The 23759-nt window shown below is 69.0% G+C and carries 36 protein-coding genes; all 36 read right to left on the reverse strand.

Annotation, left to right across the window (positions count from 1 at the left end; all coding sequences use genetic code 11):
- Positions 1-81: 81 nt before the first annotated feature.
- Complete coding sequence (gene rpsD / locus AB0C22_RS27485; protein ID WP_067301470.1) at positions 82-708, reverse strand: 30S ribosomal protein S4; 627 nt, start codon at positions 706-708, stop codon at positions 82-84.
- A 14-nt stretch (positions 709-722) separates the two neighbouring features.
- Positions 723-1130 carry a 30S ribosomal protein S11 gene (rpsK, locus tag AB0C22_RS27490; RefSeq protein ID WP_030329919.1) on the reverse strand — a complete coding sequence of 136 codons (408 nt, stop codon included), beginning with the start codon at positions 1128-1130 and terminating at the stop codon, positions 723-725.
- A gap of 69 nt (positions 1131-1199) precedes the next feature.
- Positions 1200-1580 carry a 30S ribosomal protein S13 gene (rpsM, locus tag AB0C22_RS27495; RefSeq protein ID WP_091241981.1) on the reverse strand — a complete coding sequence of 127 codons (381 nt, stop codon included), beginning with the start codon at positions 1578-1580 and terminating at the stop codon, positions 1200-1202.
- 264 nt (positions 1581-1844) lie between these two features.
- Positions 1845-1958, reverse strand: a complete 114-nt coding sequence (rpmJ, locus tag AB0C22_RS27500) for a 50S ribosomal protein L36 (protein WP_012184307.1) — start codon at positions 1956-1958, stop codon at positions 1845-1847.
- A 92-nt stretch (positions 1959-2050) separates the two neighbouring features.
- Positions 2051-2272: a translation initiation factor IF-1 gene (infA, locus tag AB0C22_RS27505; RefSeq protein WP_007073013.1), complete on the reverse strand. Its 222-nt coding sequence runs from the start codon at positions 2270-2272 to the stop codon at positions 2051-2053.
- A gap of 269 nt (positions 2273-2541) precedes the next feature.
- Complete coding sequence (locus AB0C22_RS27510) at positions 2542-3159, reverse strand: DUF1707 domain-containing protein (protein WP_357537863.1); 618 nt, start codon at positions 3157-3159, stop codon at positions 2542-2544.
- Between the two features lie 1156 nt (positions 3160-4315).
- Positions 4316-5167, reverse strand: a complete 852-nt coding sequence (map, locus tag AB0C22_RS27515; RefSeq protein WP_357537865.1) for a type I methionyl aminopeptidase — start codon at positions 5165-5167, stop codon at positions 4316-4318.
- A gap of 97 nt (positions 5168-5264) precedes the next feature.
- Complete coding sequence (locus AB0C22_RS27520) at positions 5265-5918, reverse strand: adenylate kinase (RefSeq protein WP_091241987.1); 654 nt, start codon at positions 5916-5918, stop codon at positions 5265-5267.
- Positions 5919-7247, reverse strand: a complete 1329-nt coding sequence (gene secY, locus AB0C22_RS27525) for a preprotein translocase subunit SecY (RefSeq protein WP_208568320.1) — start codon at positions 7245-7247, stop codon at positions 5919-5921. It lies immediately after the preceding gene.
- A 235-nt stretch (positions 7248-7482) separates the two neighbouring features.
- Complete coding sequence (gene rplO / locus AB0C22_RS27530) at positions 7483-7926, reverse strand: 50S ribosomal protein L15 (protein WP_088646994.1); 444 nt, start codon at positions 7924-7926, stop codon at positions 7483-7485.
- Positions 7926-8108, reverse strand: coding sequence for a 50S ribosomal protein L30 (rpmD, locus tag AB0C22_RS27535; protein ID WP_067301451.1), 183 nt, complete (start codon positions 8106-8108; stop codon positions 7926-7928). Before rpmD ends, rplO begins: the two co-directional genes overlap by 1 nt.
- Entirely contained in the window at positions 8108-8722 is a 615-nt protein-coding gene (rpsE, locus tag AB0C22_RS27540) for a 30S ribosomal protein S5 (RefSeq protein ID WP_088646996.1), read from the reverse strand. Before rpsE ends, rpmD begins: the two co-directional genes overlap by 1 nt.
- Before the next feature lie 33 nt (positions 8723-8755).
- The gene (gene rplR, locus AB0C22_RS27545) at positions 8756-9145 is read right to left on the reverse strand and encodes a 50S ribosomal protein L18 (protein WP_208568202.1); all 390 of its coding nucleotides are present in this window, start codon (positions 9143-9145) and stop codon (positions 8756-8758) included.
- Complete coding sequence (gene rplF / locus AB0C22_RS27550) at positions 9142-9684, reverse strand: 50S ribosomal protein L6 (protein ID WP_208568203.1); 543 nt, start codon at positions 9682-9684, stop codon at positions 9142-9144. The genes rplR and rplF overlap by 4 nt, the downstream gene beginning before the upstream one ends.
- Positions 9685-9700: 16 nt before the next feature.
- Positions 9701-10108 (reverse strand): 30S ribosomal protein S8, encoded by a 408-nt coding sequence (gene rpsH / locus AB0C22_RS27555; protein ID WP_067301438.1) that lies wholly within the window; start codon positions 10106-10108, stop codon positions 9701-9703.
- 96 nt (positions 10109-10204) lie between these two features.
- A complete protein-coding gene (locus tag AB0C22_RS27560) occupies positions 10205-10390 on the reverse strand; it encodes a type Z 30S ribosomal protein S14 (protein WP_007073023.1) in 186 nt (61 codons plus the stop codon).
- 1 nt (position 10391) lies between these two features.
- Positions 10392-10961 carry a 50S ribosomal protein L5 gene (gene rplE / locus AB0C22_RS27565; RefSeq protein WP_204957695.1) on the reverse strand — a complete coding sequence of 190 codons (570 nt, stop codon included), beginning with the start codon at positions 10959-10961 and terminating at the stop codon, positions 10392-10394.
- Complete coding sequence (rplX, locus tag AB0C22_RS27570; RefSeq protein WP_208568204.1) at positions 10961-11281, reverse strand: 50S ribosomal protein L24; 321 nt, start codon at positions 11279-11281, stop codon at positions 10961-10963. The genes rplE and rplX overlap by 1 nt, the downstream gene beginning before the upstream one ends.
- Positions 11278-11646 carry a 50S ribosomal protein L14 gene (gene rplN, locus AB0C22_RS27575; RefSeq protein WP_007073026.1) on the reverse strand — a complete coding sequence of 123 codons (369 nt, stop codon included), beginning with the start codon at positions 11644-11646 and terminating at the stop codon, positions 11278-11280. The genes rplX and rplN overlap by 4 nt, the downstream gene beginning before the upstream one ends.
- 101 nt (positions 11647-11747) lie before the next feature.
- Positions 11748-12029 carry a 30S ribosomal protein S17 gene (rpsQ, locus tag AB0C22_RS27580; RefSeq protein ID WP_208568205.1) on the reverse strand — a complete coding sequence of 94 codons (282 nt, stop codon included), beginning with the start codon at positions 12027-12029 and terminating at the stop codon, positions 11748-11750.
- Entirely contained in the window at positions 12026-12262 is a 237-nt protein-coding gene (gene rpmC / locus AB0C22_RS27585; RefSeq protein WP_013288628.1) for a 50S ribosomal protein L29, read from the reverse strand. The genes rpsQ and rpmC overlap by 4 nt, the downstream gene beginning before the upstream one ends.
- Complete coding sequence (rplP, locus tag AB0C22_RS27590) at positions 12262-12687, reverse strand: 50S ribosomal protein L16 (protein ID WP_088647000.1); 426 nt, start codon at positions 12685-12687, stop codon at positions 12262-12264. Before rplP ends, rpmC begins: the two co-directional genes overlap by 1 nt.
- 3 nt (positions 12688-12690) lie before the next feature.
- Positions 12691-13563 (reverse strand): 30S ribosomal protein S3, encoded by an 873-nt coding sequence (rpsC, locus tag AB0C22_RS27595; protein ID WP_088647001.1) that lies wholly within the window; start codon positions 13561-13563, stop codon positions 12691-12693.
- A complete protein-coding gene (gene rplV, locus AB0C22_RS27600; protein WP_088647002.1) occupies positions 13563-14021 on the reverse strand; it encodes a 50S ribosomal protein L22 in 459 nt (152 codons plus the stop codon). Before rplV ends, rpsC begins: the two co-directional genes overlap by 1 nt.
- A 40-nt stretch (positions 14022-14061) precedes the next feature.
- Positions 14062-14343, reverse strand: coding sequence for a 30S ribosomal protein S19 (gene rpsS, locus AB0C22_RS27605; RefSeq protein ID WP_088647003.1), 282 nt, complete (start codon positions 14341-14343; stop codon positions 14062-14064).
- A 12-nt stretch (positions 14344-14355) separates the two neighbouring features.
- Positions 14356-15195 (reverse strand): 50S ribosomal protein L2, encoded by an 840-nt coding sequence (gene rplB / locus AB0C22_RS27610; protein WP_091242024.1) that lies wholly within the window; start codon positions 15193-15195, stop codon positions 14356-14358.
- 12 nt (positions 15196-15207) lie between these two features.
- Complete coding sequence (rplW, locus tag AB0C22_RS27615; RefSeq protein ID WP_007465304.1) at positions 15208-15510, reverse strand: 50S ribosomal protein L23; 303 nt, start codon at positions 15508-15510, stop codon at positions 15208-15210.
- Complete coding sequence (gene rplD, locus AB0C22_RS27620) at positions 15507-16187, reverse strand: 50S ribosomal protein L4 (protein ID WP_208568206.1); 681 nt, start codon at positions 16185-16187, stop codon at positions 15507-15509. Before rplD ends, rplW begins: the two co-directional genes overlap by 4 nt.
- Complete coding sequence (gene rplC, locus AB0C22_RS27625) at positions 16184-16849, reverse strand: 50S ribosomal protein L3 (RefSeq protein ID WP_208568207.1); 666 nt, start codon at positions 16847-16849, stop codon at positions 16184-16186. Before rplC ends, rplD begins: the two co-directional genes overlap by 4 nt.
- 11 nt (positions 16850-16860) lie before the next feature.
- Entirely contained in the window at positions 16861-17169 is a 309-nt protein-coding gene (gene rpsJ, locus AB0C22_RS27630; RefSeq protein ID WP_007073037.1) for a 30S ribosomal protein S10, read from the reverse strand.
- A gap of 353 nt (positions 17170-17522) precedes the next feature.
- A complete protein-coding gene (gene tuf, locus AB0C22_RS27635) occupies positions 17523-18716 on the reverse strand; it encodes an elongation factor Tu (RefSeq protein WP_204924855.1) in 1194 nt (397 codons plus the stop codon).
- Positions 18717-18933: 217 nt separating this feature from the next.
- Positions 18934-21030, reverse strand: a complete 2097-nt coding sequence (gene fusA / locus AB0C22_RS27640; RefSeq protein ID WP_208568208.1) for an elongation factor G — start codon at positions 21028-21030, stop codon at positions 18934-18936.
- Positions 21031-21105: 75 nt separating this feature from the next.
- Positions 21106-21576 (reverse strand): 30S ribosomal protein S7, encoded by a 471-nt coding sequence (gene rpsG, locus AB0C22_RS27645; RefSeq protein ID WP_091242043.1) that lies wholly within the window; start codon positions 21574-21576, stop codon positions 21106-21108.
- A 1-nt stretch (position 21577) separates the two neighbouring features.
- A complete protein-coding gene (rpsL, locus tag AB0C22_RS27650; protein WP_007465318.1) occupies positions 21578-21952 on the reverse strand; it encodes a 30S ribosomal protein S12 in 375 nt (124 codons plus the stop codon).
- A gap of 471 nt (positions 21953-22423) precedes the next feature.
- The gene (locus tag AB0C22_RS27655; protein ID WP_208568321.1) at positions 22424-22846 is read right to left on the reverse strand and encodes a hypothetical protein; all 423 of its coding nucleotides are present in this window, start codon (positions 22844-22846) and stop codon (positions 22424-22426) included.
- A gap of 519 nt (positions 22847-23365) precedes the next feature.
- On the reverse strand, positions 23366-23734 hold the full coding sequence (locus tag AB0C22_RS27660; RefSeq protein WP_208568209.1) for a hypothetical protein: 369 nt from the start codon (positions 23732-23734) through the stop codon (positions 23366-23368).
- Between the last annotated feature and the right edge of the window lie 25 nt (positions 23735-23759).

Genomic DNA, 23759 nt, shown 5'->3' on the forward strand with positions numbered 1-23759 from the left:
TCCGGGACGCCCGCTATATGACGTCCACGACACGAACTGTTCCGGTGGCCCGCCCCGCAGGACGGGCCACCGCAACGGGCCCTACTTGGAGTAGAGCTCGACGATCAGCTGCTCCTGGACCTGGGTGTCGATCACCTGACGGGCCGGGAGCGAGTGCACCAGGACCTTCATCTGGCTCGGGATCGCCTCCAGCCACGCCGGAACGGTCTTCGAGCCGGCCTGGGCCTGCGCCACGATGAACGGGGTGAGCTCCTTGCTCTTGCCCCGGACCTCGATGATGTCGTGCTCCTTGACGCGGTACGACGGGATGTCGACCTTCTTGCCGTTCACGGTGAAGTGACCGTGCTTGACAAGCTGGCGGGCCATGTCCCGCGAGTGCGCGTAACCGGCCCGGTAGACCACGTTGTCGAGGCGCGACTCGAGGATCTGCAGGAGGACCTCACCGGTCTTGGCCTGCTTGGCCACGGCCTCCTCGTAGTACCCGCGGAACTGCTTCTCCAGCACGCCGTAGACCCGACGCGCCTTCTGCTTCTCGCGGAGCTGGAGCAGGTACTCCGTCTCCTTGGTGCGGCCACGACCGTGCTGCCCGGGCGGGAACGGCCGGGACTCGAACGGGCACTTCGGGCCATCGCACTTGCTGCCCTTGAGGAACAGCTTCATCTTCTCCCGCCGGCAACGGCGGCAGTCAGCACCGGTGTAACGAGCCATCTCTCTCTAACCTCTCAGACCCGGCGACGCTTCGGCGGACGGCACCCGTTGTGCGGCTGCGGGGTGACGTCGGCGATCTGGCCGACCTCCAGCCCGACGGCCTGCAGCGAGCGGATGGCGGTTTCCCGGCCGGAGCCGGGGCCCTTGACGAACACGTCGACCTTGCGCATGCCGTGCTCCATCGCCCGACGCGCGGCGGCCTCGGCGGCCAGCTGCGCGGCGAACGGGGTCGACTTGCGGGAGCCCTTGAAGCCAACCTGGCCCGCGGAGGCCCAGGAGATGACCGCACCGGTCGGGTCCGTGATGGACACGATGGTGTTGTTGAACGTGCTCTTGATGTGCGCCTGCCCGTGGGCGACGTTCTTGCGTTCCTTGCGCCGGACCTTCTTGACTGCGGCTCCGGCACGAGCCTTAGGTGGCATAAGTCTTCTGCGCTCCTGTATGGGTTCTCGATCGACTGCTGGCTCTTCGCCTGAATCCCGGCTGGGAAGTTACTTCTTGCCGGGCTTCTTCTTGCCGGCCACGGTCCGCTTCGGGCCCTTGCGGGTGCGGGCGTTGGTCCGCGTCCGCTGGCCACGCACGGGCAGGCCCCGGCGGTGCCGGATGCCGGCGTAGCAGCCGATCTCGACCTTGCGGCGGATGTCAGCGGCGACCTCGCGGCGCAGGTCGCCTTCAACCTTGTAGTTCGACTCGATGTGGTCGCGGAGCTGGACCAGCTCCTCGTCCGTGAGGTCCCGAGCGCGCTTGTCCGGCGAGATGCCGGTAGCAGCGAGCGTCTCCTGGGCACGGGTGCGACCGACCCCGAAGATGTAGGTGAGCGCGATCTCCATCCGCTTTTCGCGGGGGAGATCCACGCCGACTAGACGTGCCATGTGCGGGCGTACTCCTCGTGATGTGTGGCGGAGGTGTGGACCCGTCCCACCCCGCTACCGACCTGTCCGACTCCGACGCGGTGTGCGCCGGCGACCGAACGGCCGCTGCCCGAGCGGGCCCCGGCCTCCGACCGGGGGTTGGCCACGAGAAGGTACGCGTGCGTACGTTCCGCGGCTGGGACGAGCTGGTGACGTGTTGTCGTCGGATCTGCGCGACCCGGACCGGTCCGCCGCCCTCCGTTCGTCACGGACGGCGGAATCGGATCAGCCCTGGCGCTGCTTGTGGCGCGGGTCGGTGCAGATCACCATGACCCGGCCGTGCCGGCGGATAACCCGGCACTTGTTGCAGATCCTCTTGACGCTCGGCTTGACCTTCACGGTTGCCTTACTTCCCATCTGGCCCGGCGACGCGATGACCGCGACTCCGGACGTCGAAGACGGACACGGGGACTTCCCGGCCGCCGTCAGGCTTACTTGTAGCGGTAGACGATGCGCCCGCGGGTCAGGTCGTACGGCGAGAGTTCGACGACGACCCGGTCCTCCGGCAGGATGCGGATGTAGTGCTGCCGCATCTTGCCGCTGATGTGAGCCAGCACCTTGTGGCCGTTCGCGAGCTCCACCCGGAACATTGCGTTCGGCAGAGGCTCGATGACCCGACCCTCGATCTCGATGGCTCCGTCTTTTTTCGGCATGTACTCCGCTGTCCTGACGTCGGTTGCTCCGGACGGCCCACAACGCCTTACACGGACCTCCCGATGGTCATCGGGGGCCCGCGCCAGCCGCGGCTCCGGGCTCCCACCGAAGCGCGGGGTGGGCATGCCGGAGTGGACGCTGTGCGCCGATCTGAAAGTGTACGCCCGCCCACTGGTGGTCGCCAAACCGGCCACCAGTGGTGTCACCCAACCGGACGAAACTGGGCACCCTCCCACGCAACGCCCGGCGGTCGGCGGTCGTTGCGGCGCTACTTGCGGCGCTTGCGCCGCCGCGTGTCGCGCGCCACCCGCCGGCGGTCCCGCCGGGCGGGAGCCCCGCCGGCGAACCCGCCAGTGGTACGCAGGAGCAGCAGGACCCCCCACGGGCCGAGCGCCCATGCCGGCCAGTAGAACAGCAGTTCCCGGCTGCCGACCGAGGAGATCGCCCAGATCACGGTGAGCAGGGCCGCCACCCGCAGCCAGGGCACCCACACCTCGACCGGCCACCGCCGGGAGCCGACACCCACGGGCACCGGCTCACCCACTGCGGTGCTCCCGGTCACCGGCGGCTCCGGCGTCACCTCCCGGTCGGGCTCCGACGCCCCGGAACCGGACACCGGCGGGGCCTGCGGGCCGAGCGGGGCCAGCGGGCCGAGCGGGGCCAGCGCGGAGCGCTGCGCGGACGCCGGTGCCGGCAGATCAGCCAGGACGGTGTCCAGTTCCGCGTAGGTCTTCGCCCCGTACGTCTGTTGCAGGCGTTCGTCGTACTCGTGCAGGTCGAGCCGGCCCTCCTCCAGGGCGACCCGGAGCCGTTCCGCCGTCGCCTCCCGGTCGGTGTCCGCCGCCCGCATCCGGTCCCGCTCCTGCATGCCGGCCCGCCTCTCCATGCCGGCAAGCATGACACCACGGGTCCACCGCCACCGAACCCCGTCACCGCCCACCGGGCCACAGGTCGGCTGCCGGACCAGAGGCCACACCGCCACCGCCCCGCGACCACCGCCAAGACCACCACCTCGGCCACGGCCACCACCACCACGACCATCACCACGGCCACCACCACCACGACCATCACCACGGCCACCACCACCACGACCATCACCACGGCCACCGCCACCACGGCCCCGCCACCACCTCGGCCACGGCCACCGCCACCACCAAGACCACCGCCACGGCCCCGCCACCACCACGGCCCCGGCCACGGCCACGGCCACGGCCACGGCCAGCCGGATGCTCGTCCGGCTACGACGCCGGCACCGGCCAGCGCGACCGATGCCACCGGGCGGTTCCTCCGGTAGCGAGCCCATGCGGTCGACGGGTCGCCCCGAATCTCCACTCGAGGGGCCGCCCGTCCGCCCACCGGTGACCGCCCTCCCCCACCGCATCTGTCCTCGGGCCCTTTCGACCTGATGACATCAGTGATTCAGCCAGCACCCCCACCTCGGTCAGGAGGGGATCGGTCAGGAGGGGACCGGTCAGGAGGGGACCGGTCAGGAGGGGACCGCCGCCGCGAGGTCCTCTCCCTGCTCAGGCTGACACTCGACGTTCATGTGCTTCCCCCTACCGACGGTTGAGTCGTCAACGCCATCAGCTCGAAAGGACCCGGGGTGGTCAACTGGCACCGGCCCGTCGGGCCCGGTACAACAGCCAGCCACACAGCGGCAACGGCGACAGGGGCGACAGCGGACGGCGACAGCGGACGGCGACAGCGGCGGGCGGCGGCAGAGGCAGCGGCGACAGCGGACGGCGGCAGCAGCGGGCGACAGCGGACGGCGGCAGCAGCGGGCGACAGCGGCGGTGTGACCCCTGGTTCGGCAGCTGCCCTCCGTAGACGGACCACGCGGCGTGAACCGCCGAGACGAGCACAGCTCGGCACCGCCCCCTGCCGGACATCCCATCCGGACACGCCCCGGCCAGGTCGGCGACGAGGGGGCGCGGACGAGGCTGCCAGCGCCCGGCAGGGGGCGGGCCCGGACGCTCCTCAGCGGGCCCTACTCAGGGGCCCGCAGGGCAGAGAGCCGCAGGGCAGAGAGGCCTGATGACCGGTCAGGTGGCCGGGGAATCGGCAGGCTGCCGGGCGGTCACCAGGTCGCCGAGCCGCGCCCGTCCGCCGTCGAACGCGGTCAGCACCCAGACCCCGTCCTCCAGCAGCGCCATCGAGTGCTCGACGTGCACCGCCATCGACCGGTCCCGGGTGACCACCGTCCACCCATCGGACAACTCGACGGTACGTGGGGAACCCATCGTGATCATCGGCTCGATCGCCAACGCCATGCCCGGCACCAGCCGGGGACCCTTGCCGGGGCGGCCGTGGTTGAGCACGTGCGGGTCCTGGTGCATCTCGGTGCCGATGCCGTGGCCGCCGTAGCCCTCGACGATGCCGTACCGGCCACCCCGACGGACCGCGGTCTCGACGGCGTGCGAGATGTCGGTGAGCCGGCCCCTGCCGTTCGCGGCACCCCGGGCGGCGGCGGCGATCCCGGCCCACATGGCGTCCTCAGCGACCGACGCCATCTTCAGCAGCGCCGGGTCGACCTCGCCCACCCCGACGGTGACCGCCGCGTCGCCGTGCCAGCCGTCCAGCACCGCGCCGCAGTCGATCGAGATCAGGTCGCCCTCCCGGAGCAACTGGTCCGCTGCCGGGATCGCGTGCACCACCTGCTCGTTGACCGACGAGCAGATCGAGGCGGGAAAGCCGTGGTAGCCCTTGAACGAGGGGACCGCGCCCGCCTCCCGGATGGTCGCCTCGGCGATCGCGTCGAGGTCGGCCGTACTGACCCCGGGGGCGACTGCCGCGCTCATCCGACGCAGGGCCTCGGCGACCACCAGGCCGGCGGCGCGCATCTTCTGAATCTGGTCAGGGGTCTTCAGCTGGATGTCCAGCTGGGCACGGCGCATGGAGCAGTCACCTTTCGTTGCCGATTACACAGCGCAACAGCGGGGTACGTGGCGTACCCCGCTGTTCGCACTCTATCCGCCGGGCTGCGGCGGGCGGTCAGCCGCCGTACGAGCGCAGCGCGTCGATGGCACGGACGGTGACGTCCTCCACCGGGCCGGTGGCGTCGATCCCGACCAGCTTGTTCTGGGCGCCGTAGTAGTCGACCAGCGGCGCGGTCTTGTCGGCGTACTCCCGCAGGCGGGCCGCGATGGTCTCCGGCTTGTCGTCGTCGCGCTGGAACAGCTCGGCGCCGCACCGGTCGCAGATGCCGTCCTTGGTGGTGGCGTCGAACTCGACGTGCCAGATCTTGCCGCAACCCCGACAGGTGCGCCGCCCGGAGAGCCGCCGGATCACCTCGTCGTCGTCGACCACCAGCTCCAGCACCAGATCCAGGGCGGTGCCCAGGTCGGCGAGGAGCTTGTCCAGCGCGGCGGCCTGCGGCGTGGTGCGCGGGAAGCCGTCGAGCAGGAAACCCTCGGAGGCGTCCGGCTCGGCGAGCCGGTCCCGGACCATGTTGATGGTCACCTCGTCCGGAACCAGCTTGCCCGCGTCCATGTACCGCTTCGCCTCGACCCCCAGGGGCGTCCCCTGGGAGACGTTGGCCCGGAAGATGTCACCGGTGGAGATCTTCGGCACCGAGAGGTGTGCGGCGATGAACTCCGCCTGTGTGCCCTTGCCCGCGCCCGGCGGGCCAACCAGAACGAGTCGCATCTACCGCAGGAACCCTTCGTAGTTCCGCTGCATGAGTTGGCTCTCGATCTGCTTCACGGTCTCCAGACCGACGCCGACCATGATGAGCACAGCGGTGCCGCCGAACGGGAAGTTCTGGAACTGCTGGCTGTTCAGCCAGATGAAGAAGAAGTTCGGCAGGACCGCCACGATGCCCAGGTAGAGCGCGCCCGGCAGGGTGATCCGGCTGAGGATGAAGTCGAGGTAGTCGGCGGTCGGCTTGCCGGGGCGGATGCCCGGCACGAAGCCGCCGTACTTCTTCATGTTGTCCGCGACCTCGGTCGGGTTGAACGTGATCGAGACGTAGAAGTACGTGAAGAAGATGATCAGCAGGAAGTAGATCACGATGTGCAGCGGCGCGTCGGCCTGCACGATGTTGTTCTGGATCCAGGCCTGGGTCTTTCCCGGGTCGGTCTGGTCGAAGAACTGGAGCGCCAGCTGCGGCAGGTAGAGCAGCGACGAGGCGAAGATGACCGGGATGACACCGGCCTGGTTCACCTTGAGCGGGATGTAGGTGGAGGTGCCGCCGTACATCCGCCGGCCGATCATCCGCTTGGCGTACTGCACCGGGATGCGGCGCTGCGCCTGCTCGATGAAGCAGACCGCGGTGATGACCACCAGGACCAGGGCGAGCACCAGGGCGAACTTGCCCCAGCCCTCGTTGGTCTTGATCTTCCAGCCCTCGCTGGGGAGCCGGGCCGCGATCGAGGTGAAGATCAGGACGGACATGCCGTTGCCGACGCCCCGGTCGGTGATCAGCTCGCCGAGCCACATCACCATGCCGGTGCCGGCGGTCATCGTCATGACCAGGATGCTGAGGGTCAGCCAGTCCGGGATGCCGGTGCCCTCGGGCACGATCGGGAACTGGTCGCAGCGGTTCTGGAACAGCTGGCCGGAACGGGCCAGCGCCACGAACGCCGACGACTGGAGGATGCCCAGGCCGAGGGTCAGGTAGCGGGTGTACTGGGTGATCTTCGCCTGGCCGGCCTGGCCCTCCTTGCGGAGCTGCTCCAGCCGGGGGATGACCACTGTCAGCAGTTGCAGGATGATCGACGCGGTGATGTAGGGCATGATGCCCAGCGCGAAGACCGAGAGCTGCAACAGCGCGCCGCCGGAGAACAGGTCGAGCAGGTTGAGCACGCCCGTGTTCTGGCCCTGCAGACTGTCGAGACACTTCTGCACGTTGCCGTACGAGACGCCGGGGCTGGGCAGAGTGGCGCCGAGCCGGTAGACCGCGATGATGCCTACTGTGAACAGCAGCTTCTTGCGCAGGTCAGGCGTACGGAACGCACTGAGAAAGGCGGACAGCAACTTCTTCCTCCTGCGCGCGGGCCGCCCGGTGGTGGTCCCTGGCGGGTCGGGGTGGGTGCCGGGCGAGTGCCCGATATCCATGGCTGGGAAGGGACTCTAACAGCCCGATCCCGCTCCGGGCAGGTGTGCCCGGCTACATAAACCGAATCCGATGTTACCCGGCGCACAGGCTCCGGGGAGACCAGGGCGCCCGCCCAGTTACGGAGAACTGAGCGGGCGCCCTGGTTTGCCTGTCCTACAGCTCGGTGACCGAGCCGCCGGCGGCGGTGATCTTCTCCTTGGCCGACGCGCTGAACGCCTGCGCCGACACCTGGAGGGTCACCCCGCCGAGATCGCCGGTGCCGAGGATCTTGACCGGGTGGCCCTTGCGGACCGCGCCGGCCTCGACCAGCTCCAGCGGGCCGACCTGGCCGCCGTTGGGGAACAGTTCGGCGAGCCGGTCCAGGTTGACCACCTGGAAGACGACCTTGAACTTGTTCTTGAAGCCCTTCATCTTCGGCAGGCGCATGTGGATGGGCATCTGCCCACCCTCGAACGCCGCCGAGATGTTCTTACGGGCCTTGGAGCCCTTGGTGCCGCGACCGGCGGTCTTGCCCTTGGAGCCCTCACCGCGACCCACCCGGGTCTTCGCGGTCTTGGCGCCCGGGGCCGGACGCAGGTGGTGAACCTTGATCGTCATTACTCGACCTCCTCGACCTTCACGAGGTGGCTGACCGCGAAGATCATGCCCCGAATCTCGGGACGGTCCTCCTTGACCACCACGTCGTTGATCCGCTTCAGGCCGAGCGAACGCAGCGAGTGCCGCTGGTTCTGCTTACGCCCGATCGCGGACCGGAGCTGGGTGACCTTCAGGCGTGCCATCAGGACGCCACCCCCGCCCGCGACGCCAGCATGGCGGCCGGCGCGACGTCCTCGACCGGCAGGCCACGACGGGCCGCGACGGCCTCCGGGGACTCGAGCCCCTTCAGCGCCGCCACCGTGGCGTGCACGATGTTGATGGGGTTGGACGAGCCGAGGCTCTTGGAGAGCACGTCGTGGATGCCCGCGCACTCCAGCACGGCACGCACCGGGCCACCGGCGATGACGCCGGTACCGGCGGACGCCGGCTTGAGCAGCACGACGCCGGCCGCGGCCTCACCCTGGATCGGGTGCGGGATCGACTGACCGATCCGCGGCACCTTGAAGAAGTGCTTCTTGGCCTCCTCGACGCCCTTGGCGATCGCCGCGGGCACCTCCTTGGCCTTCCCGTAGCCCACGCCGACCGTGCCGTCGCCGTCGCCCACGATCACCAGGGCGGTGAAGCTGAAGCGACGACCACCCTTCACGACCTTGGCGACGCGGTTGATCGCGACGACCCGCTCGAGGTGCGGGGTCTTCTCGACGGGCGCGTTTCCGCGGCCGCCCTCACGGCGGTTGTCGCGGCGACCACCCTCGTTGCCACCGGACCCGCCGCCACGGCGCTGTTGACCTGGCATCAGCAGCCTTCCTTATCTCTCGTGACGGGGTTTCTAGAACTCGAGCCCGGCTTCGCGGGCGGCGTCGGCAAGCGCGGCGACCCGCCCCGCGTACCGGTTGCCACCGCGGTCGAAGACGACCTTGGACACACCGGCCGCCTTGGCCCGCTCGGCGAGCAGACCGCCGACCTTGCCGGCCAGGGCGCTCTTGTCGCCGTCCGTACCGCGCAGCGACGCGTCCAGGGTCGAGGCCGACGCCAGGGTGTGACCCTTGGTGTCGTCGACGATCTGGGCGACGATGTGCCGCAGGGAGCGGGTGACCACCAGGCGGGGACGCTCGGCGGTGCCGCTGACGTTCTTGCGGACCCGGAAGTGTCGACGCGCACGGCCGACGGCGCGCTTGGCGGCGACGCCGCGGCGGCGCTTGAGCAGCGTGGCGCTCACTTCTTACCTGCCTTTCCGGCCTTGCGGCGGATGACCTCGCCCTGGTACTTGACGCCCTTGCCCTTGTAGGGCTCCGGCGGGCGGATCTTCCGGATGTTGGCGGCGACCTCACCGACCTGCTGCTTGTCGATGCCGGCCACGTGGAACAGGGTCGGCCGCTCCACCGTGAAGGTGATGCCGTCCGGCGCGGGGACCAGCACCGGGTGCGAGAACCCGAGCGCGAACTCGAGGTCCTTGCCCTTGGCCGTGACCCGGTAACCGGTGCCGGCGATCTCCAGGCTCTTGCGGTAGCCCTCGGTCACGCCGACGATCATGTTGGCGACCAGGGTACGGCTCAGGCCGTGCAGTTCCTTGGCCTTGCGCTCGTCGTTCGGCCGGTTGACGTGCAACTGGCCGTCCTCGCCCCGCTCCGCCTTGATCGGCTCGGCGAGCGTGTGCGACAGCTCGCCCTTGGGGCCCTTGACCTTGACGGTCTGGCCCTCGATCGTGATGTCGACGCCGGAAGGCACCGGGATCGACTTACGTCCAATACGCGACATTTCTACCTGTCTCCCGTTACCAGACGAAGGCGAGGACTTCCCCGCCAACGCTCCGCTTGCGGGCCTGCCGGTCGGTGAGCAGCCCCTGGGACGTCGAAATGATCGCCACGCCCAGCCCGCCGAGCACCCGCGGGAGCCCGTCCGACTTGGCGTACACCCGGAGACCGGGCTTGGACACGCGCTTGATGCCGGCCAGACTCCGCTCCCGGTTCTGGCCGTACTTCAGCTCGACGACCAGTCGCTTGCCGACGGCACCCTCTTCGGGCTCCTCGACCAACCAGGTGGCGATGTAACCCTCGGCCTTGAGGACCTCGGCGATGTTCGCCTTGATCTTCGAGTAGGGCATCGTCACCCGGTCGTGGTACGCCTGGTTGGCGTTACGCAGACGCGTGAGCATGTCTGCGATCGGGTCGGTCATCGTCATGAAATTCGTCAACCTTTCTCGCCGGGGTTCCCCGGGCACGGCCCGGGGCCTACGGCGAAGAGACAGTTCAGCTGACGCGCGAAGCGCGCCGGGCTATTACCAGGAAGCCTTGGACACGCCGGGCAGCTCACCGCGGTGGGCCATCTCCCGGATGCACACCCGGCAGAGACCGAACTTGCGGTAGACCGCCTTCGGACGCCCGCACCGCTGGCAGCGGGTGTACGCGCGAACCGAGAACTTCGGCTTCGCGGCGGCCTTGAGGATCAGCGCCTTCTTGGCCATCTCAGTTCTCCTTGAACGGGAAGCCCAGGAGCTTGAGCAGCGCCCGGCCCTCGTCGTCGGTCGTGGCGGTCGTGACCACCGTGATGTCCATGCCCCGCTGGCGATCGATCCGGTCCTGGTCGATCTCGTGGAACACCGACTGCTCGGTCAGGCCGAACGTGTAGTTGCCGTGCCCGTCCAGCTTGCGTCCGTCGAGGCCGCGGAAGTCACGGATACGCGGCAGCGCGATCGACAGCAGCCGGTCCAGGAACTCCCACATCCGGTCGCCGCGCAGGGTCACCTTCGCGCCGATCGGCATGCCCTCACGCAGCTTGAACTGCGCGATCGACTTGGTGGCCCGCCGCACCTGCGGCTTCTGGCCGGTGATCGTGGCCAGGTCGCGCACGGCGCCGTCGATCAGCTTGGCGTCGCGGGCGGCCTCGCCGACGCCCATGTTGACGACGATCTTGACCAACCGCGGCACCTGCATGGGGTTGCCGAAGTTGTGCTGCTCCTGCAGCTTGGCCACGATCTCGTTGCGGTACCGCTCCTTGAGGCGCGGCAGGGTCTTGGTTTCGGTAGCCGTGGTCATCACAGGTCCTTACCGGTGCTACGCGCGATGCGGACCTTCTGGCCGTTGTCGTCGAAGCGGTAACCGACCCGGGTCGGCTTCCCGTCGGAGTCCAGGACCTGCACGTTCGAGACGTGGATCGGGGCCTCCTGGGTGACGATGCCACCGGTCTTGGCGCCACGCTGGGTGGTGCTGATACGGGTGTGCTTCTTGACCCGGTTCACGCCTTCGACGAGGACCTTGTCCTGCCGTGGGTAGGCCGCGATGACCTTGCCCTTGGCACCCTTGTCCTTGCCGGCGATGACGATGACCGTGTCGCCCTTCTTGACCTTCACGGTCACAACACCTCCGGCGCGAGGGAAATGATCTTCATGAACCGCTTGTCCCGCAGCTCACGACCCACCGGGCCGAAGATACGGGTCCCGCGCGGGTCCCCGCCGTCCTTGATGATGACGGCGGCGTTCTCGTCGAAACGGATGTACGAGCCGTCCGGCCGCCGCTTCTCCTTGGCGGTGCGGACGACGACGGCCTTGACGACGTCGCCCTTCTTCACACCGGCACCCGGGATCGCGTCCTTGACGGTGGCCACGATGACGTCGCCGATGCTCGCGTAGCGCCGACCGGAGCCACCGAGAACCCGGATGCACAGGATCTCCCGGGCACCCGTGTTGTCGGCGACGCGCAGTCGCGACTCCTGCTGAATCACGTCTATCTCCTATGTCTGCCGGTTCTCCGGCCGCCCGTCGAGGGCGGCCGGAGCCTGGCGGAACCTGCGCCCGACCGAAACCGGCCGAGCTCGAGCCTTCGCTACTTGGCCTTCTCGAGGATCTCCACGATGCGCCAACGCTTGGTGGCGGACAGCGGCCGGGTCTCCATGATCAGGACCCGGTCGCCGATGCCGGCGGCGTTCGGCTCGTCGTGCACCTTCAGCTTGCGGGTACGACGCATGATCTTGCCGTACAACGCGTGCTTGACGCGGTCCTCGACCTCGACCACGACGGTCTTGTCCATCTTGTCGCTGACCACCAGGCCCTCACGAACCTTACGGCGGGCCCGCACGTCGGCGGTGGTGTTCTCGGTCTCGCTCATGATGCAGTCACCTCAGTCGGCGCGGCCGAGAGACCCAGCTCGCGCTCACGCATGATCGTGTAGATCCGGGCGATCTCCCGACGGATGACCTGCAACCGCCGGTTGTTGTCCAGCTGACCGGTGGCGGCCTGCACGCGGAGGTTGAACAGCTCCGCCTTGGCCTCGCGCAGCTTCGTGACCAGCTCCTCCTCGGAGAGCTCACGCAGCTCGGAAGGCTTGACGCCCGCTGCCATCAGGATTCACCCACTTCGCGCGTAACAATGCGGCACTTCATCGGGAGCTTGTGGATCGCGCGACGCATCGCCTCTCGCGCGATCTGCTCGTTGGGGAAGGACATCTCGAAGAGCACCCGCCCCGGCTTGACGTTCGCGACCCACCACTCGGGCGAGCCCTTACCGGAACCCATCCGGGTCTCGGCCGGCTTCTTGGTGAGGGCCTGGTCCGGGAAGACCGTGATCCAGACCTTGCCACCACGCTTGATGTGCCGGGTCATGGCGATACGTGCCGACTCGATCTGCCGGTTCGTCACGTACGCCGGCTCGAGAGCCTGGATCCCGAACTCGCCGAACACCACCCGGTTACCGCCCTTGGACGCGCCGTGGCGGTCCGGGTGGTGCGGCTTGCGGAAGCCCTTCGGGGGCTTGCGCGGCATCAGCATCTGTCAGCCCTCCTGCTGCGTTTCTGCCGGCTGGGTGGCGGCCGCGGCGACAGCGGAACTGTCGACGGGCTCGCCACTCGGCGTCTCGGCCTGCTGCGCGATGGTGGTCGCGGCAGCCCGGCCGGCCTCGGTACCGCCGGCGGTCGTACCGGACGAACCCGACCGGCCACGACGCGGCCGCTCGGGCCGGTCGCCACGCTCACCACGACGCGGGCGGGACGGACCGGCCTCGGCCGGGGCCTCCCGGCCCGGGACGGCGTCGCCCTTGTAGATCCAGACCTTCACGCCGATCCGGCCGAAGGTGGTACGGGCCTCGAAGAAGCCGTACTCGATGTTGGCCCGCAGCGTGTGCAGCGGGACCCGACCCTCGCGGTAGAACTCCGTGCGGCTCATCTCGGCGCCACCGAGGCGGCCCGAGACCTGCACCCGGATGCCCTTGCAGACGGGGTTCTTCATCGCCGACTGCATCGACTTGCGCATGGCCCGACGGAAGCTGACCCGGCTGGAGAGCTGCTCGGCGACACCCTGGGCGACCAGCTGCGCGTCCGACTCGGGGTTCTTCACCTCGATGATGTTCAGCTGCACCTGCTTGCCGGTGAGCTTCTCCAGCTCGCCGCGGATCCGGTCGGCCTCCGCACCCTTACGGCCGATGACGATGCCCGGCCGGGCGGTGTGGATGTCGACCCGGACGCGGTCCCGGGTGCGCTCGATGTCGACCTTGGAGATGCCGGCGCGCTCGAGCCCCTTGGACATCATCCGGCGGATCTTGACGTCCTCGCCGATGTAGTCCTTGTAGAGCTTGTCCGCGAACCAGCGGGACTTCCAGTCGGTCGAGATGCCGAGCCGGAATCCAGTGGGGTGAACCTTCTGACCCATTACTCGGCACCCTCCGTCTTACTTTCGGTCGCCGCGGGCTCGGCCTGCTGCGCCGGTGCCGCCTTCTTCGCCGCGGACTTCTTCGGCGCGGCCGGCGCGACCGCCTCGACCGCCACGGTGATGTGGCAGGTGCGCTTGCGGATCCGGTACGCCCGGCCCTGCGCCCGCGGCCGGAACCGCTTCATCGTCGGGCCCTCGTCGACGAACGCCTCGCTGACGAGCAGCGCGTCGGGGTCCAGCCGCTCGTTGTTCTCCGCGTTGGCGATCGCGCTCGCGAGCACCTTGTACACCTGCTCACTCGCCGCCTGCGGCGCGAACTGCAGCACCGTGAGCGCCTCCTTCGCGGGCAGGCCGCGGACGAGGTTGACCACCCGGCGCGCCTTCATCGGCGAGATGCGCACGTGTCGCGCAACCGCCCGCGCGCCCGGAAGCACCGGAGCGTCGCCCTTTCCTGGCATCGCTGTAACCCCTTGTTCCTCTATCCGTATGCCCGCGGCGTCAGCGCCGGCGGCTCTTCCGGTCGTCCTTCTCGTGACCCTTGAACGTGCGGGTCAGCGCGAACTCGCCGAGCTTGTGCCCGACCATGGCCTCGGTCACGAACACCGGGACGTGCTTGCGTCCGTCGTGCACGGCGATCGTGTGCCCGAGCATCTCGGGGATGATCGTCGAGCGGCGCGACCAGGTCTTGATGACGTTCTTCGAGCCCTTGTCGTTCTGCGTCTCCACCTTCTTGAGCAGGTGGTCGTCGATGAACGGGCCCTTCTTCAGGCTGCGAGGCATGCTCTATCTCCCTCAGCCGCGCTTACGCGTGGCGTAGCGGCGGCGGACGATCAGCCGGTCGCTCGGCTGGCCCTTACGACGGGTGCGGCCCTCGGGCTTACCCTGCGGGTTCACCGGGTGACGACCACCGGAGGTCTTACCCTCACCACCACCGTGCGGGTGGTCGACCGGGTTCATCGCGACACCACGGACGGTCGGGCGCTTGCCCTTCCAGCGCATCCGGCCGGCCTTGCCCCAGTTGATGTTCGACTGGTCGGCGTTGCCGATCTCGCCGATGCTGGCGCGGCAGCGCACGTCGACCCGCCGGATTTCACCGGACGGCATCCGGAGGGTCGCGTAGACGCCCTCCCGGCCGAGCAGCTGGATGCCGACGCCGGCCGAACGGGCCAGCTTGGCGCCGCCGCCCGGACGCAGCTCCACGTTGTGGATGGTGGTACCCACCGGGATGTTGCGCAGCGGCAGGTTGTTGCCCGGCTTGATGTCGGCGCCCGGACCGGACTCGACCCGGTCGCCCTGCTTCATGTCCTTCGGCGCGAGGATGTAGCGCTTCTCGCCGTCGGCGTAGTGCAGCAGCGCGATGCGCGCGGTGCGGTTCGGGTCGTACTCGATGTGCGCGACCTTCGCCGGCACGCCGTCCTTGTCGACCCGCTTGAAGTCGATCAGGCGGTACTGCCGCTTGTGACCGCCGCCGTGGTGCCGGGTGGTGATCCGGCCGTGGGCGTTGCGGCCACCCTTCTTGGGCAGCGGAGCCAGCAGGGACTTCTCCGGCGTGGACCGGGTGATCTCGGCGAAGTCGGCGACGCTGGAGCCGCGTCGGCCCGGCGTCGTCGGCTTGTACTTACGGATAGCCATTGTCTACACCCCTCAGCTGACCGGGCCGCCGAAGGCCTCGATACGGTCACCGTCAGCCAGCTTCACGATCGCCCGCTTGGTCGCCTTGCGCTGACCGAAGCCGGTCTTGGTGCGCTTGCGCTTGCCCTGGCGGTTGAGCGTGTTGACCGTCAGGACGCGGACGTTGAAGATCTGCTGGATAGCGATCTTGATCTCGGTCTTGTTCGCGTCCGGGTGCACCAGGAAGGTGTACCAGTTCCGGTTCAGCTCGCTGTAGCTCTTCTCCGAGACGACCGGCGCGACGATGATGTCCCGCGGGTCGGCGATCGTGCTCACTTGCCACCCTCCTCGGTGGTCTCGGCGGCGGACTCGGCCGCAGGGCCGTCCTCCGCGGGCACGCCCAGGAACTCGTCCAGGGCGTCCTTGGTGAAGACCACGTCGTCGGCCACCAGCACGTCGTACGTGTTGAGCTGGCCGGACTCGATCAGGTGCACCCGCGGCTCGTTGCGCAGCGACACCCAGTTCAGCTCGTCGGTGCTGCTCAGCACGACCAGGACCCGACGGGCCTCGGTCAGCTTGGCCAGCGTCGCCAGGGCCGCCTTGGTCGACGGCTTCTCGCCCGAGACGAACGCCTCGACGACGTGCACCTGGCCGGCGCGGGCCCGGTCGGAGAGGGCGCCACGCAGGGCGGCGGCCTTCATCTTCTTCGGGGTCCGCTGGCTGTAGTCGCGCGGCGTCGGGCCGTGGACCACGCCACCGCCGGCGAACTGCGGCGCGCGGATCGAGCCCTGCCGGGCCCGACCGGTGCCCTTCTGCTTGTACGGCTTCTTGCCGCCACCGGCGACCTCGCCGCGGGTCTTGACCTTGTGGGTGCCCTGCCGGGCCGCCGCGAGCTGAGCCACCACGACCTGGTGCATCAGCGCGATGTTGGCCTGGACGTCGAAGATGTCGGCGGGCAGCTCGACGGAGCCGCTCGTGGCGCCTTCGGCGTTGCGGACGTCAACGGTGGTCACTTGGCCACACCGCCCTTCTTCACCTTCGTCTTGGCCGCGGTGCGGACCAGGACCAGCGCGCCCTTGGGGCCGGGGATGGCACCACGGACGAGCAGGAGGTTGTTCTCGGTGTCGACCGCCTGGACGGTCAGGTTCTGGACGGTGTAGCGCACGCCACCCATCCGGCCCGCCATCCGGGTGCCCTTGAAGACGCGACCCGGGGTCGCGCAGGCGCCGATGGAGCCCGGCGAGCGGTGCTTGCGCTCGACACCGTGGCTGGCGCGCAGGCCGTGGAAGCCGTGCCGCTTCATCGGGCCGGCGTAGCCCTTGCCCTTGGTCTTGCCGGTGACGTCGATGGTCACGCCGACCGGGAACTCCTCGACCGTGACCTCCTGGCCCAGCGAGTAGTCCGCGGCGTTCGAGGTGCGCAGCTCGACGATGTGCCGGCGCGGCGCCACGTCCGCCTTGGCGTAGTGCCCGGCGAGCGGCTTCTTGGCCTTACGCGGGTCGATCGTGCCGTAGGCGAGCTGGACCGCGGAGTAACCGTCCTTCTCGGCGCTACGCACCTGGCTGACGACGCACGGGCCGGCCTGAACCACGGTCACGGGCACAACCTTGTTGTTGTCCCAGACCTGGGTCATACCGAGCTTGGCGCCCAGGATCCCCTTGACTTGCCTGTCCATTTGTCCGGTCCCTACAGCTTGATCTCGATGTCGACGCCAGCCGGCAGGTCGAGGCGCATGAGCGAGTCGACCGTCTTCGGGGTCGGGTCGATGATGTCGATCAGCCGCTTGTGCGTACGCATCTCGAAGTGCTCGCGCGAGTCCTTGTACTTGTGCGGCGAGCGGATGACGCAGAAACGGTTGATCTCCGTGGGCAGCGGCACCGGGCCCGCGACCTGCGCCCCGGTGCGCGTCACCGTCTCGACGATCTTCCGCGCCGAGGAGTCGACGACCTCGTGGTCATAGGCCTTGAGCCGGATGCGGATCTTCTGTCCCGCCATGGTGGCTTCTGTTCCTTCTCTCGATGCCGCTGTGTTGCGGGTGCCTGTACCGGCTGGCACAGGACCGCTTCGCCGACCCCCGCGGTCGGGCGTGTCGCGCCCTCGGACCAGGCTCCGCCCCGGGTCTCCGGAGCAGCTATCTGGTCACCCGGTGGGTCTGGACGCCGATCGCATCACAGCGATCTGGACGCCGTGCGAGGGTGGTTGACCGCCAGGGGCGATCAACCACCCTACGCGCGATTGTCAGTGTCCCGGAGGTCCAACTTACGCCGGACACGGGCGACTAACCGTCGTTACGCAACCTGACCAGTATGCCGCACGACCGGCGGCAACGCTAATCGGGGTTACCTAGTTCACTTGATGATCTTGGTGACGCGACCCGCGCCGACCGTACGACCACCCTCGCGGATCGCGAACTTGAGGTTGTCCTCCATCGCGATGGGCTGGATGAGCTTCACGGCCATCGTGGTGTTGTCGCCCGGCATGACCATCTCGGTGCCCTCGGGGAGGGTGACGACACCGGTGACGTCCGTGGTCCGGAAGTAGAACTGCGGACGGTAGTTCTGGAAGAACGGGGTGTGCCGGCCGCCCTCCTCCTTGGAGAGGATGTAGACCGTCGCCTCGAACTCCGTGTGCGGGGTGCTGGTGCCCGGCTTGACGACCACCATGCCGCGCTCGACGTCCTCGCGCTTGATGCCACGCAGCAGCAGACCGACGTTCTCGCCCGCGCGGGCCTCGTCGAGCAGCTTGCGGAACATCTCGATGCCGGTGCAGACCGTCTTCTGCGACTTCTCGCGGATGCCGACGATCTCCACCTCCTCGTTCGGCTTGAGGATGCCGCGCTCGGCGCGACCGGTGACGACCGTGCCACGACCGGTGATCGTGAAGACGTCCTCGATCGGCATCAGGAACGGCTTCTCGGTCTCACGCTCGGGCTGCGGGATCGCGGTGTCGACCGCGTTCATCAGCTCCAGCAGGCGACCGGTCCACTCGGGGTCACCCTCGAGGGCCTTCAGCGCCGAGACCCGGACGACCGGCAGGTCGTCACCCGGGTACTCCTGCGCCGACAGCAGCTCGCGGACCTCGAGCTCGACGAGCTCCAGGAGCTCCTCGTCGTCGACCATGTCGCTCTTGTTGAGCGCCACGACGATGTACGGCACACCGACCTGACGGGCCAGCAGCACGTGCTCGCGGGTCTGCGGCATCGGGCCGTCGGTCGCCGCGACCACCAGGATCGCGCCGTCCATCTGCGCGGCACCGGTGATCATGTTCTTGATGTAGTCGGCGTGCCCGGGGCAGTCGACGTGCGCGTAGTGCCGCGCCTCGGTCTGGTACTCGACGTGTGCGATCGAGATCGTGATACCGCGGGCCTTCTCCTCCGGCGCCTTGTCGATCTCGTCGAACGGCGTGTACGGGTTGAGGTCCGGGTACTGGTCGTGCAGGACCTTGGTGATGGCCGCCGTCAGCGTCGTCTTACCGTGGTCGATGTGACCAATGGTGCCGATGTTGACGTGCGGCTTAGTCCGCTCGAACTTAGCCTTCGCCACTGGTGTCCTCCTGTGGACTTCTTGGTTCGCGCCCCGGCGCGCCGGACGGCGCTTAGGACTCTGTCGACAGCCTTTCCGGCCTGCGGCCGGAGAGCTTGGTGGGTTCTGCGGCGATGAAGCCTACAGGCCCGGATTCATCCAACCCGACCGAGGTGGTCGCGGACGGGATTCCCGCCCGCGACCTGCCCCGACTCACCGGATCAGCAGCGGATGAGCGTCACTCACCCGTCGCCTTGGCGATGATCTCCTTCGCCACGCTCTGCGGAACCTCGGCGTAGGAGTCGAACTGCATGCTGTAGCTAGCCCGGCCCTGGGTCTTCGACCGCAGGTCGCCGACGTAGCCGAACATCTCCGACAACGGCACCAGGGCCCTCACGATGCGGGCGCCACTGCGCTCCTCCATCGCCTGGATGATGCCGCGGCGGGAGTTGAGGTCGCCGATGACGTCACCCATGTTCTCCTCAGGAGTGGTGACCTCAACGGCCATCATCGGCTCGAGCAATGCCGGGTCGGCCTTGCGGGCCGCGTCCTTCATCACCATCGAGCCGGCGATCTTGAATGCCATTTCCGACGAGTCGACCTCGTGGTACTGGCCGTCCAGCAGGGTCAGCTTGACGCCGACCAGCGGGAAGCCCGCGAGGATGCCGTACTGCATGGCGTCCTGCGCACCGGCGTCGACCGACGGGATGAACTCCCGCGGGATACGACCACCGCTGACCGCGTTGGCGAACTCGTAGGTCGGCGACTCGTTGTCCAGCGGCAGCGGCTCGATGCTCACGATGACGCGGGCGTACTGGCCGGAGCCACCGGTCTGCTTCTTGTGCGTGTACTCGACCTTCTCCACCTTGCGGCGGATGGTCTCGCGGTAGGCCACCTGCGGCTTGCCGACGTTGGCCTCGACGTTGAACTCGCGACGCATCCGGTCGACCAGGATGTCCAGGTGCAGCTCGCCCATGCCGGAGATGACCGTCTGGCCGGTCTCCTCGTCGAGCCGGACCCGGAAGGTCGGGTCCTCCTCGGCCAGCCGCTGGATCGCGGTGCCGAGCTTCTCCTGGTCGGACTTGGTCTTCGGCTCGATCGCCACCGAGATGACCGGCTCCGGGAAGGTCATCGACTCCAGGATCACCGGGTTCGCCGGGTCGGAGAGCGTGTCGCCGGTGGTGGTCTGCTTGAGACCCTGCACCGCGATGATGTCGCCGGCCTGCGCCGACGGACGCTCTTCCCGCTTGTTGGCGTGCATCTGGTAGATCTTGCCGATCCGCTCCTTGCGGTCCTTGGTGGAGTTGACCACCTGGGAGCCGGACTCGAGCAGGCCGGAGTAGACCCGGACGTAGGTGAGCTTGCCGAGGTGCTTGTCCGTCTGGATCTTGAAGGCGAGACCGGAGAACGGCTCGTTCTTCGACGGCTTACGCACCATCGGGGTCTCGCCGTCGGTGGCCGTACCCTCGATCGCCGGGACGTCCAGCGGCGACGGCAGGAAGTCGACCACGGCGTCGAGCATGGGCTGCACGCCCTTGTTCTTGAACGCCGAGCCGCACAGCACCGGGTTGGCCTTGCTGGCGATGGTGGCCCGCCGGATGGCGGCCTTGATCTCCTCGACGGAGATCTCCTCGCCCTCCAGGTACTTCTCCATCACCGCGTCGTCGACGTCGGCCAGGGTCTCCATCAGCTTCTCGCGCCACTCGGCCGCGGAGTCGGCCAGGTCGGCCGGGATCTCCTCGATCGCGTAGTCCTCACCCTTCTGGGTCTCCCCGCGCCAGGTGAGGGCGCGCATGCCGATCAGGTCGACGACACCGATGTGGTCGCCCTCGAGCCCGATCGGGATCTGGAGCACCAGCGGGGTGGCGTTGAGCCGGTCGATCATCATCTGCACGCAGCGGAAGAAGTCCGCGCCCGTACGGTCGAGCTTGTTGACGAAGCACATCCGCGGGACGTGGTACTTGTCGGCCTGCCGCCAGACGTTCTCCGTCTGCGGCTCCACGCCGGCCACGCCGTCGTAGACCGCGACCGCACCATCCAGCACCCGCAGCGACCGCTCGACCTCGACCGTGAAGTCGACGTGACCGGGCGTGTCGATGATCTGGATCGTGTGGCCCTTCCACTCACACTTGGTGGCAGCGGAGGTGATCGTGATGCCACGCTCCTGCTCCTGCTCCATCCAGTCCATGACGGCAGCGCCCTCGTGGACCTCACCGATCTTGTAGGTGATACCGGTGTAGAACAGGATCCGCTCGGTGGTCGTGGTCTTACCGGCATCGATGTGCGCCATGATGCCGATGTTGCGTACGTTGGCGAGCGCGTCTGCGGCGGCCACTTCAATCCCTACTTATCGTCGTCTCGACTCGACCGATGGCGGTTCCGGCGCCGGTCCGGCGCCGGAACCAGGCTGTTACCAGCGGTAGTGCGCGAAGGCCTTGTTGGACTCCGCCATCTTGTGGGTGTCCTCGCGCCGCTTGACGGCGGCACCCAGACCGTTGCTCGCGTCCAGCAGCTCGTTCATCAGCCGCTCGATCATGGTCTTTTCGCGGCGGGCCTTGGAGTAGGTCACCAGCCAGCGCAGACCGAGGGTGGTCGCGCGGGCCGGGCGGACCTCGACCGGCACCTGGTAGGTGGCGCCACCGACCCGGCGGCTGCGCACCTCCAGGGTCGGCTTGACGTTGTCCATCGCCCGCTTGAGGGTGACGACCGGGTCGGTGCCGCTCTTCTCGCGGCAGCCCTCCAGGGCCGCGTACACGATGCGCTCGGCGAGCTGACGCTTACCGCGCATCAGGATCTTGTTGACCAGCTGGGTGACCAGAGGCGAGTTGTACACCGGGTCAGCGACCAGCGGCTTCCGCGGAGCGGGTCCCTTACGCGGCATGTCAGCTCTTCTCCTTCTTCGCGCCGTAACGGCTGCGCGCCTGCTTGCGGTTGCGGACACCCTGGGTGTCCAGCGAACCGCGGACGATCTTGTAACGCACGCCGGGGAGGTCCTTCACCCGGCCGCCGCGGACGAGCACGATCGAGTGCTCCTGCAGGTTGTGACCCACGCCCGGGATGTAGGCGGTCACCTCGATCTGGCTGCTGAGCTTGACACGAGCGACCTTGCGGAGCGCCGAGTTCGGCTTCTTGGGGGTGGTGGTGTACACGCGGGTGCACACACCGCGCCGCTGAGGGGATCCCTTCAGCGCCGGGGTCTTGGTCTTGGTCGTCTTGGCCTGGCGGCCCTTTCGGACCAGCTGCTGAATGGTGGGCACCGGGTTTCTCCGCTCCCTTCGGCCGCTCACGCGACCGCGCCGTCTGCTCGTTAGCCGACCTGATGGCCGACTCTCCTACATTCCCGACCGGGACCACCTCACGGAAGTCCCGGCACCCGCGGTCGGGCGTGTCGCCCGATTCACGGTTCCAGCGCGGTCGCTCGCGCGCGCACCGGATTTCTGTCACCGGCGCGTGGTCGTCCGCACGCCGGGTCCTGGGCTGTGTCGTACGGCCGCGTGATCTCCGGACCGATCCGGATCCCGCGCACGCACGAGTTGCCCGGGCATGCCCGGGCGCAAGGGGAAAGAGTACCTACCACAGCCTCGCAGGTCAAAACGGGCTGGTCCGCCGGGTCTCAGATCCCCGTCGGCCACGCCGTACGCCCTGGCTGCTCGCCCGTGGCGGGCCCCTAGGACCTCCAGTGTACCGGCTGCCGCGTGCCGCAGCCCGTCACCCCCGGGCGACGGGGGTCACGCCAGCTGCACCAGCAACGCCAGCCCCAACCCCAGCAGGCTGAGCACCAGCCCCACCCCGCCACAACTGATCCCGGCCGTGGCCAGGCCCCGACCGGTGAACCGCACCGCCGGCGGTGGCGCGGCCCGACGGATCTGCCGACGGGCCAGCAACCCGGCGACGATCGCCGCCGCGCCGGCCAGCGCGCCCGGCACGGTGAACGCGCCGGCCGCCCAGGCCCCGCCGAGCTGCGCCCCCCCGACCCCGAAGCAGATCACCAGGAACGACACCAGGATCGACACCACCCCGGCGATCAGCGACCCCACCGCCGGGCCGGAGGTGACCGCCGGAACGTCGAGGTGGACCACCGCGAAGGGTGTGCCGGGGACCGGTTCGACCCGCTTCGGGGGGCGCGGGGCGTCCGGTGGCGGTGGGGGCAGCGGCCCGGGTCGGTGCCCCGAGGACGCCGGCCAGCCCGCCCCGGCCGGCTGTCCCGGGTACGACCCGGGCGACATCCCCGACGACCCCGCCCCGGGATACGACCCACCCGGCCCCGGGAAGGCCCCGCCCGGCGGTGGGTGGGACAGCGGGCCCCGCAGTGATCCGCCAACTGCCGGAAACGGCCCGGCGGCGGAGGGGGCTGGCTGGACCGGCGGTGGGGCGTACCCGATCGGAGCGGCCTCCGGCGGGATGCCGGTGCCGTGGACGGGCCCCGGGACCGACGGTGCCCCCCAGGGGCCGGCGGCCCACGGATCGGGCCGGTCGGGTGCCCCGGCGTCGTTGCCGGGACCCGGGGAGCCGGCGGGCGGTCCGCCCGGGTCGCCTCCCGACGGCGGCGCCGGTTCCGTCACGGGGTCCTCCTGTCGCGATGTGGGGTCCACCGTCACGCGACGGACACCGGCCAGGCTACCGCCGCCGCGCACCGCGGGTGCCCCCTGCCGGATCATCACCCCGACGGGTCAGTCGACGTTCGGCGCGAAGTCCTGCCCGTAGGGGGACCCGGCCAGCCGGACCACGCCGATCACCACCAGCGTCACCACCGCGACCGCGACCAGCACCAGGCCCGCCCAGGCCAACCGCTCCCCCCGCCGCAGCCAGGCCGCGCCGGTGAGGAAACCACCCGAGGCGTACGCCTCCCGGCGGGCCTGCCGGGCCAACTGGAGGGCGATCGTGGCGGGCACCACCCCACCGACGAAGAGCCCGGTCAACGCCCCGATCAGCCCGAGCGCGAAGACGGCCCGCGCCTTCGTGGCGCGCACCGGGTCGGGGTCGAGTGGATGACGTGGCGGCTGGTGCGCCACCGGCACCTGCCCCGCAGCGGTCGTCATGCCCACCATCATGCCCGGCCGACGG

The sequence above is a fragment of the Micromonospora sp. NPDC048894 genome, assembly GCF_040649765.1.
Taxonomy (GTDB): Bacteria; Actinomycetota; Actinomycetes; order Mycobacteriales; family Micromonosporaceae; genus Micromonospora; species Micromonospora antibiotica.

What these genes read in the sequence shown, in the direction of transcription:
- rpsE (WP_088646996.1), bottom strand. Translation starts at nt 8,722, where the DNA reads ATGCCAGGTCAACAGCGCCGTGGCGGCGGGTCCGGTGGCAACGAGGGT.
- rpsK (WP_030329919.1), bottom strand. Translation starts at nt 1,130, where the DNA reads ATGCCACCTAAGGCTCGTGCCGGAGCCGCAGTCAAGAAGGTCCGGCGC.
- rpmD (WP_067301451.1), bottom strand. Translation starts at nt 8,108, where the DNA reads ATGGCACGCCTGAAGGTCACCCAGCTCCGGTCCGCGATCGGGCGTAAG.
- rplO (WP_088646994.1), bottom strand. Translation starts at nt 7,926, where the DNA reads ATGACGATCAAGGTTCACCACCTGCGTCCGGCCCCGGGCGCCAAGACC.
- rplF (WP_208568203.1), bottom strand. Translation starts at nt 9,684, where the DNA reads ATGTCGCGTATTGGACGTAAGTCGATCCCGGTGCCTTCCGGCGTCGAC.
- rpsG (WP_091242043.1), bottom strand. Translation starts at nt 21,576, where the DNA reads ATGCCGCGTAAGGGACCCGCTCCGCGGAAGCCGCTGGTCGCTGACCCG.
- AB0C22_RS27520 (WP_091241987.1), bottom strand. Translation starts at nt 5,918, where the DNA reads ATGCGACTCGTTCTGGTTGGCCCGCCGGGCGCGGGCAAGGGCACACAG.
- rplC (WP_208568207.1), bottom strand. Translation starts at nt 16,849, where the DNA reads ATGGACAGGCAAGTCAAGGGGATCCTGGGCGCCAAGCTCGGTATGACC.
- rplV (WP_088647002.1), bottom strand. Translation starts at nt 14,021, where the DNA reads ATGCCAGGAAAGGGCGACGCTCCGGTGCTTCCGGGCGCGCGGGCGGTT.
- map (WP_357537865.1), bottom strand. Translation starts at nt 5,167, where the DNA reads ATGCGCCGTGCCCAGCTGGACATCCAGCTGAAGACCCCTGACCAGATT.
- rpsH (WP_067301438.1), bottom strand. Translation starts at nt 10,108, where the DNA reads ATGACGATGACCGACCCGATCGCAGACATGCTCACGCGTCTGCGTAAC.
- rpsQ (WP_208568205.1), bottom strand. Translation starts at nt 12,029, where the DNA reads ATGAGCGAGACCGAGAACACCACCGCCGACGTGCGGGCCCGCCGTAAG.
- rpsM (WP_091241981.1), bottom strand. Translation starts at nt 1,580, where the DNA reads ATGGCACGTCTAGTCGGCGTGGATCTCCCCCGCGAAAAGCGGATGGAG.
- rplB (WP_091242024.1), bottom strand. Translation starts at nt 15,195, where the DNA reads ATGGCTATCCGTAAGTACAAGCCGACGACGCCGGGCCGACGCGGCTCC.
- rplE (WP_204957695.1), bottom strand. Translation starts at nt 10,961, where the DNA reads ATGACCACGGCTACCGAAACCAAGACCCTGCCGCGCCTCAAGGAGCGG.
- rpsC (WP_088647001.1), bottom strand. Translation starts at nt 13,563, where the DNA reads ATGGGTCAGAAGGTTCACCCCACTGGATTCCGGCTCGGCATCTCGACC.
- infA (WP_007073013.1), bottom strand. Translation starts at nt 2,272, where the DNA reads ATGCCGAAAAAAGACGGAGCCATCGAGATCGAGGGTCGGGTCATCGAG.
- AB0C22_RS27660 (WP_208568209.1), bottom strand. Translation starts at nt 23,734, where the DNA reads ATGACGACCGCTGCGGGGCAGGTGCCGGTGGCGCACCAGCCGCCACGT.
- rpmC (WP_013288628.1), bottom strand. Translation starts at nt 12,262, where the DNA reads ATGGCAGCGGGCGTCAAGCCTTCCGAGCTGCGTGAGCTCTCCGAGGAG.
- AB0C22_RS27510 (WP_357537863.1), bottom strand. Translation starts at nt 3,159, where the DNA reads ATGGAGAGGCGGGCCGGCATGCAGGAGCGGGACCGGATGCGGGCGGCG.
- AB0C22_RS27560 (WP_007073023.1), bottom strand. Translation starts at nt 10,390, where the DNA reads ATGGCCAAGAAGGCGCTGATCCTCAAGGCCGCCGCGAAGCCGAAGTTC.
- rplP (WP_088647000.1), bottom strand. Translation starts at nt 12,687, where the DNA reads ATGCTGATGCCGCGCAAGCCCCCGAAGGGCTTCCGCAAGCCGCACCAC.
- rpsD (WP_067301470.1), bottom strand. Translation starts at nt 708, where the DNA reads ATGGCTCGTTACACCGGTGCTGACTGCCGCCGTTGCCGGCGGGAGAAG.
- rpsS (WP_088647003.1), bottom strand. Translation starts at nt 14,343, where the DNA reads ATGCCTCGCAGCCTGAAGAAGGGCCCGTTCATCGACGACCACCTGCTC.
- rpsJ (WP_007073037.1), bottom strand. Translation starts at nt 17,169, where the DNA reads ATGGCGGGACAGAAGATCCGCATCCGGCTCAAGGCCTATGACCACGAG.